Below are 2103 nucleotides of genomic sequence, written 5' to 3'. Positions count from 1 at the left end.
GCGCCGAGCGCGGCCATCACCTTCGCCGCCTCCGCCTCCGGCCGCGCATACCAGGCGAGCGACCAGGCGCGCGCGAGCTTCCAGCCCATCATCTCGAGCGCGGCGGGGCGACCGCGCTCGCGGTCGCGCGCGCAGCGCAGCGCGGCCCAGTCGCCGGCATCGGCCTCGATGCCGAGGTCGTAGCCGTTCTCCCCGCGCGCGGCGACGTCGAGGAACAGGCCGGCCAGGCCGACATGCGGCACGGCCTCACGGCCGGCGGCGGTGACGGCGGCGGCGATGGCATCGGTGAGCGCCCCGCCTGCCGCATCCCCGCCGCCGCGCGGCGCGGCCGCGGGGGCGGCGGCGAAGGCGAGGAAGGTCTTGAGGGCCTTCTCGCCGCCAATTCCGTCAGTTCGAGCTAGATCGATGTCGTCTGCCGTGATGTCGCTGAAGACGACGCATCGCTTCTTTGCGCGGGTGATCAGCACGTTAAGCCGCCGCTCGCCGCCCTCAGAGGAGACGGGGCCAAAGTTCATGCGAAGCGGATCCTGGCCGATCTTGGTGAACCCGACGCTGATAAAGATCGCATCTCGCTCGTCGCCCTGCACGTTCTCGAGGTTCTTGACGAAGAAGGGTTCGTCCGCGTGGTCGGAGAAGAAAGCGTCGGCAGACGAATCGGCGCGGCGCGCGGCCTCGATCGCGTCCAGGATGGCGTCGCGCTGGACAAGCGAGAAAGCGGCAACGCCGAGCGAGTCACCCGGCGTCTCCTTCGCATGGCGCATTACCGCTGCAGCGACCGCAGCGGCTTCGATGCGGTTTGCGCCCTTCTCGTCTCTCTCGTCGGATTCGACCTTGACTAGCGACAGGCCGAGTTCCGCCGAGCGCGGCCGCGGCGAGGGCAGCACGAGCAACCGGTTCTCGTAGAATTCCTGGTTCGATGTCGCGATCAGGCTCTCGTGCCGGCTACGGTAGTGCCATCGCAGCATCGCGCGGGGCACGCCGCGCGCGTTGCACAGGCCCAGGATGGATTCGACGTCGCGCGCCGCCACCGCATCGGGCGCATCCTCGGGCGCGGTCTCGTCCTCCTCGCCGGTCATGCGCTGGAAGAAGCGGGTGGGCGGCATCTGCCGGTCGTCGCCCACCACCACCACCTGGCGGCAGCGGGCGATGGCGCCCAGCGCATCGACGGGTTCGACCTGCGAGGCCTCGTCGATCACCAGCAGGTCGAAGGTGAGGCCCGGGCGCAGCCCGTGCGGGGGGCTGAGGAACTGCGCGACGCTCAGCGGCGACATCATGAAGATGGGCTTCGCCTGCTGGATCGCGCCCGCCGCGCGCGTCAGCAACTCGCGCACCGGCAGGTGGCCGCGCTTCTTCTCCATCTCGCCGCGGATCACGGTCATGCCGGGCGCGCCATCGCGCACCTGCTTCACGCGGTCGGCATGGGCGCGCGCGGCCTCGGCGCGCGTCAGCGCCACGCGCGCACGGTCGGCCTCTCGGAACTCCGCGACCAGCCGGTCATAGGCGGCGGCGTCGAAGGCAGCGAGGTCGGGATGCTGCAGCGTGGCCGCGCGCAGCAATCCTTCGTGCAGGGCATAGGCGAAGGCGTCCTCGGCGGCCTCGGGTGCAAGGCGCCCGTCCTGCAGGCGCTGCACGATGGGCTCGATGCCCTGTGCGGCGGCCAGCGCGCGCCGCCAGCCTTGCCAGAGCGGCAGCGCATCGGGCCGCTCCGCCCAGGTGCCGAGGCGGTCCGCGATGGCCGCGAAGGACGGGTCCGCCGTGCCGAAGGCAGCGACGGGATCGAGGCCCGTCGCCTGCTTCAGCTCGGCCCAAGCCGCGGCGCCCGCTTCGAGCACGGCGGCATCGCCCGCCGGCGTATCCTCCGCCAGCGCCGCCGCTGCCTCCGGCCCGTGCTTCTGCCGCCAGAGGATCAGCGCGGACATCATCGACGGGTCGGTGTCCTCGCCGCGCCACAGACGGCCGAAGGCGGCAGAGCCAAGCGCGCCGCCGTTGCGCACGCGCCCGCGCGCGGCCTGGCCGGTGATCGCGGCCTCGATGGAAGCCAGCGGGTCGGCGCCGTCGCGCGCCACCCGCGCCGCGACCTCCTGCGCCGCGCGCCGGCCGGAA

At 72.5% G+C, this 2103-nt stretch carries 1 protein-coding gene; it reads right to left on the bottom strand.

Going from position 1 to position 2103, the window contains the following annotated elements:
- Nucleotides 1-2103, bottom strand: a 2103-nt coding sequence (locus HW578_RS25805) for an AAA domain-containing protein (protein WP_232479295.1), incomplete at both ends; no start/stop codon positions are given.

It is taken from the genome of Roseomonas rosulenta (genome assembly GCF_016106005.1).
GTDB lineage: Bacteria > Pseudomonadota > Alphaproteobacteria > Acetobacterales > Acetobacteraceae > Neoroseomonas > Neoroseomonas rosulenta.
The sequence above is the reverse complement of the archived record's forward strand: the minus strand, read 5'-3'. Positions and strand labels throughout refer to the sequence as shown.